This window comes from Martelella sp. (assembly GCF_984369615.1).
In genome coordinates this window covers 1-5069 of the sequence record NZ_CFHTCS010000313.1, presented here as the reverse complement: position 1 = coordinate 5069, position 5069 = coordinate 1, and the positions used below count along the sequence as shown (strand labels likewise).

Genomic DNA, 5069 nt, shown 5'->3' with positions numbered 1-5069 from the left:
CGCTTCCCGATGTATGGCTATATGGGCTGATGCGCTGCCCGTTCTGCAATTCGCCTGATACCCAGGTCAAGGATTCGCGCCCGGCGGAGGACAATACGTCCATCCGCCGCAGGCGCGTCTGCCCCGATTGCGGCGGGCGCTTCACAACCTTCGAACGCGTGCAACTGCGCGAACTCGTCGTCATCAAGAAGAACGGCCGCAAGGTGCCCTTCGACCGCGACAAGCTGGTGCGTTCCTTCGAGATCGCGCTGAGGAAGCGGCCGGTCGAGCGCGAGCGCATCGAACGCGCCGTGTCCGGCATCGTCCGTCGGCTGGAAAGTGCCGGCGAACCCGAAATCCAGTCCGAGGAAATCGGGCTTCTGGTGCTCGAGGCGCTGAAGAACCTCGATGACGTTGCCTTCGTGCGCTTCGCCTCGGTCTATCGCGACTTCTCGACCACGGAAGATTTCGAGGAGATCATCGCCGAGTTCTCGGCCAAGCTCGCGCGCGATACCGAGACCAGCGAGATCTGAGCGGGCGCAATTCTGCTCTCGCCGGCGCATTCAACCGGCAAAACACTTGCAAGTCTTCGGCAGGCATGGTTTAGCCGCTCGTAATGATGACCCGGCGCGAGGCCGCTGCCGCAAGCACTGACCGCATCCCTTCGGAATGCGAGGAGACCCATGACGACCGAGAAGACTGCAAACCAGCGGGGCGCCGCCCGCCTTGCCGCCGTTCAGGCGCTTTACCAGATGGATCTCGCCGGCACGGCGCTTGCCGATGTGCTCGCCGAGTACGAGGTCTATCGTCTGGGCAAGGAAATCGACGGCGACGTTTACCTGAAGGCCGATCCGGCCTGGTTCCGCGCGATCGTCACCGGCGTCGTCAAGGACCAGAAGTCGCTCGATCCGAAGATCGCGGATGCGATTTCGGAAGGCTGGACGCTGTCGCGACTTGATTCGACGCTGCGCGCCATACTGCGCGCCGGCGTCTTCGAGATCGTGAAAAAGCCGGATGTCCCGACCGCCGTCATCGTCACCGAATATGTCGAGATCGCCACTGCCTTCTTCGAGGGCGACGAGGGCAAGCTCGTCAACGCCGTGCTCGACAGGATCGCCCGGCGGGAGCGGGCTGAAAAAAAGGCCTGAGCGCGCTACCGACACTCAGGCCCTTTCGCAGGCTATGTCGCCTCGGTCATTCGAAGCTGATTGCGGTTACGCGGCCTTTCCAGAATGGCTCGAGCCGCCCATCGCCGGCACGGGCGATGAGGAATGTGTGGGGGATCATCATGCCAGCGACAAGGCGGTAGTCGCCGCGTTCCGAATGTTCGCCTGAGCCGTGATAGGGCGTGGTCAGATCGCCGTCCTCGGTGGCATCGAAGCTTGCGAGGCTGCCATCCTCGCGGAATTTGGCAATCATGCTTGCCTCAAGTCCGAAGCCGGAAACCGTTGCGAGCGCGCTGTTTTCATCGATGGGCTCCCAGCGCACCGGCCCTCCGGGCAGCAAGGCCACGGGAAAGAGCGGGCTTTCCAGGAGCCAGCGCCTCAGCGAGATCCGGTTGAGTTCCGGAGAGGCCTTTTCGTCGACGACGGTCAGTGTCGAGGCGAGTTTCGCGCGCATTTCCATCTCGCCGTCGGCAAAGAAGTCGTAGACGCGCGCGTCTATCCCCGGAGCGATAGGGGTGGTCGCCGTGAAAAGCAGGGCCGGGCTCGACAGCGAAATCGTCTGCTCTGCCTGTGTCGGCCCAAACCCCTCCGTCAGTGGCCTGCGAAACATCCCTTCCTCGGCCACGGAAACGACTGTCAGGGTCGGATCGACATCCTTTATGGCAAAGTCGAAATAGCGTTTCACCGGCGCGGGGAGGGCTTGCATCTGCGCATCGGATGGCTGGGGAAAACGGGCTTTGGCGGCGATTGCCCGAACGCTCTGCGCATGGCCGGCGACCTCGCGCGCGGTGACGACATGTGAAATCCCGATCCAGGCGATCAGCGCGGCGACGAGGACGGCGAGTCCAGCTGCGGAATATTTCAGGATACGCGTGAACACTTTTCTTCTCCTAGGCGTTGGCGGCCGGGGGTGTTTGAGGGCCGGTGGAAATCAGGAAACGCATGAGTGAATCGACAGCCGAGATTGCGGCGTCGCGGGAATCTTCGTCGGCAAGAACCGGTGCGCGATCCAGAAGGGTGAGCATTGCCGCGCCGTGGACGGTCGACCAAAGCAGGAAGGCTGTCTTTCCGGCCTCGGCCTCCGGCAGATAACCGGCCGCCTGGCAGGCCCTTACGGCCTGGACCAGAACGCCGAGGCAGCGCGCGCCGACATCGCTCTCAAAAGGACTGCCGGAAAGACCGACTTCCTTCGGCGGATCGAACATCAGACGGTAAAGGTTCGGGTTTTCAAAGGCGAACTGCAGATAGGCCAGGCCACCCTCCCATAACCGGGCGATCGGGTCGCTGCGGTGGCGCGCTGCCGTCGCGAGCTTCTGGTCGAGCATCATCACGAATCCCGCGTCGTGCACGGCCTTCAGGAGCGCGTTCTTGCTGGCAAAATGCGTGTAGAGCGCCGGCGCGCTGCAGCCGATTTCCTTCGCGATCCGGGCGAGCGAGATGTCTTCGGCCGCCGATTTCGCCAAAAGATCGATGGTCGCGGCGACGGCCGCCTTCTCGATTTCGATCTGCTGTTCCTTGCGGGGCCGCGCCATGGCCATCTTCTCCTGCAGTTAATTTAATGAGATTAATTTAATATCATTAAATTAATTATGCAACGGCGTTCCACCTGAATTTTGCCGTACGGCGCGTCCGAACTCGGCGAAAGGGCTGACCTCAAGCGAATTTCCTAACCGAAGGGCGGGTTAAATCGTTTCATTTTCGCTTCCGCCTTTGCGATAGCGCAAAGCTTTGCCGCATTCCGCTCTCCTATTGTCGGAACGAAGCACTTGACGCTTCGCCCGCTCCGCAGCACTCTCGTGGCTGCCCGCAGGGCGTGGAGGGGAATGAGGCGTTTTGCGGATTGAACGGTGCGGCTTCTGGCGCTCTCGCGACTTTTGTTCGCGCGGACGGTCGGGAGTGGCCGGTGAACAAGTTCGGCGGAGCCGGGCGGCCAGGGCCGTTTTCCGGTGCATGCCGGTGAGGGAAGGAAAGCGAGAAATGATGATATTGCTTGCCGTGATTGTCTGCGGCCTGTTGTCGATCGTGTACGCCCTTTGGGCGACGCGTTCGGTCATGGTCGCCGATCAGGGAACCCCGCGCATGAAGGAAATCGCGGGCTTTATCCGGGAGGGGGCGCAGGCCTATCTGACGCGCCAGTACACGACGATCGCGATCGTTGGCGTCGTCGTCTTCGTTCTGGCCTGGCTGCTGCTGTCCTTGACCGCCGCCATCGGCTTCGTCATCGGGGCGGTCTTGTCGGGAGCCGCGGGCTTCATCGGCATGCATGTTTCGGTGCGCGCCAATGTGCGCACCGCACAGGCGGCCTCCTACAGCCTGCCGGCCGGGCTCGACATCGCCTTCAAATCCGGCGCGATCACGGGCATGCTGGTTGCCGGTCTCGCCCTTCTCGGCGTATCCGTTTATTATTACATCCTCACCGTGGGGCTCGGCCATGCGCCGGATGAGCGCGAAGTTATCGACGCGCTTGTCGCACTCGGCTTCGGCGCGTCGCTGATTTCGGTCTTCGCCCGCCTCGGCGGCGGCATCTTCACCAAGGGCGCCGATGTCGGCGGCGATCTCGTCGGCAAGGTTGAAGCGGGCATTCCCGAAGACGACCCGCGCAACCCGGCGACGATCGCGGACAATGTCGGAGACAATGTCGGCGACTGCGCCGGCATGGCAGCGGACCTCTTTGAGACCTATGCGGTCTCGGTGGTCGCGACCATGGTGCTCGGCGCCATTTTCTTCGGTGGAACGGCTATTCTCGGCGACGTCATGCTGCTGCCGCTCGCCATCTGCGGGGTCTGCATCCTGACGTCGATTGTCGGCACCTTCTTCGTCAAGCTCGGCGCCAACGGCTCGATCATGGGCGCGCTCTATCGCGGCCTGATCGTCACCGGCCTGCTGTCGATCGTCGGCCTCGGCATCGCCACCTGGCTCACCGTCGGCTTCGGCTCCATCGGCGAGGTCGCCGGGCGCAACATCACCGGCTGGGCCCTGTTCATCTGCGGCATTGTCGGCCTGATCGTCACGGCGCTGATTGTCGTCATCACCGAATATTATACCGGAACCGGCAAGCGCCCGGTGGTTTCGATCGCCCAGGCCTCGGTCTCCGGCCACGGAACCAACGTCATCCAGGGGCTTGCCGTCTCGCTTGAGGCTACCGCGCTTCCCGCGATCGTCATCTGCGGCGGCATCATCTCGACCTACCAGCTTGCCGGCCTGTTCGGCACGGGGATCGCGGTCACCGCCATGCTTGGCATTGCCGGCATGATCGTGGCGCTCGACGCCTTCGGGCCGGTGACCGACAATGCGGGCGGGATCGCCGAAATGGCCGGCCTCGATCCGGAGGTTCGTAAATCCACCGATGCGCTCGATGCTGTCGGCAACACCACCAAGGCCGTCACCAAGGGCTATGCCATCGGTTCGGCTGGTCTCGGGGCGCTGGTGCTGTTCGCCGCCTATTCGAACGACCTCGCCTATTTTGCGGCAAACGGGGACACCTATCCCTTCTACGCCAATATGGGCGACATCTCGTTCTCGCTGTCGAACCCTTATGTGGTGGCGGGCCTGATCTTCGGCGGACTGATCCCCTATCTCTTCGGCGGCATCGCGATGACGGCGGTCGGTCGCGCGGCGAGTGCCGTCGTTGCCGAAGTGCGTCGTCAGTTCAGGGAAAAGCCCGGCATCATGAGCGGAACGGAAAAGCCGGATTACGGCCGCGCCGTCGACATGCTGACCAAGGCCGCGATCCGCGAGATGATCATCCCCTCGCTGCTGCCGGTCCTTGCCCCGCTCGTGGTCTTCTTCGGCGTCTGGCTGATGTCGGGCTCGAAAGCCTCGGCGTTCGCGGCGCTCGGCGCCTCGCTTCTCGGCGTGATCGTCAACGGCCTGTTCGTCGCCATCTCGATGACGTCCGGCGGTGGCGCCTGGGACAATGCCAAG

5 protein-coding genes are annotated in these 5069 nt (G+C 63.0%); 3 read left to right on the top strand and 2 right to left on the bottom strand.

Translation table 11 applies throughout. The annotated features are described in order from the left end of the window. Window positions 1–29 precede the first annotated feature (29 nt). Together nrdR and nusB are read left to right on the top strand one after the other, a co-directional pair. Window positions 30–512 (top strand): transcriptional regulator NrdR, encoded by a 483-nt coding sequence (gene nrdR, locus AC5DC2_RS19055; protein ID WP_024709601.1) that lies wholly within the window; start codon window positions 30–32, stop codon window positions 510–512. A 150-nt stretch (window positions 513–662) separates the two neighbouring features. Continuing rightward, on the top strand, window positions 663–1127 hold the full coding sequence (gene nusB, locus AC5DC2_RS19050; protein ID WP_491699611.1) for a transcription antitermination factor NusB: 465 nt from the start codon (window positions 663–665) through the stop codon (window positions 1125–1127). A gap of 46 nt (window positions 1128–1173) precedes the next feature. Here nusB and AC5DC2_RS19045 read toward each other — a convergent pair whose 3' ends face one another. Both AC5DC2_RS19045 and AC5DC2_RS19040 read right to left on the bottom strand, forming a co-directional pair. Next, window positions 1174–2025: a DUF6920 family protein gene (locus AC5DC2_RS19045; RefSeq protein WP_491699610.1), complete on the bottom strand. Its 852-nt coding sequence runs from the start codon at window positions 2023–2025 to the stop codon at window positions 1174–1176. A gap of 10 nt (window positions 2026–2035) precedes the next feature. Continuing rightward, window positions 2036–2677, bottom strand: a complete 642-nt coding sequence (locus tag AC5DC2_RS19040; RefSeq protein WP_491699609.1) for a TetR/AcrR family transcriptional regulator — start codon at window positions 2675–2677, stop codon at window positions 2036–2038. Window positions 2678–3122: 445 nt separating this feature from the next. Between AC5DC2_RS19040 and AC5DC2_RS19035 the strand changes: the two genes are divergently transcribed. Continuing rightward, window positions 3123–5069, top strand: a 1947-nt coding sequence (locus AC5DC2_RS19035) for a sodium-translocating pyrophosphatase (protein WP_491699608.1), incomplete at its 3' end; no start/stop codon positions are given.

What these genes read in the sequence shown, in the direction of transcription:
- nrdR (WP_024709601.1), top strand. Translation starts at nt 30, where the DNA reads ATGCGCTGCCCGTTCTGCAATTCGCCTGATACCCAGGTCAAGGATTCG.
- nusB (WP_491699611.1), top strand. Translation starts at nt 663, where the DNA reads ATGACGACCGAGAAGACTGCAAACCAGCGGGGCGCCGCCCGCCTTGCC.
- AC5DC2_RS19040 (WP_491699609.1), bottom strand. Translation starts at nt 2,677, where the DNA reads ATGGCGCGGCCCCGCAAGGAACAGCAGATCGAAATCGAGAAGGCGGCC.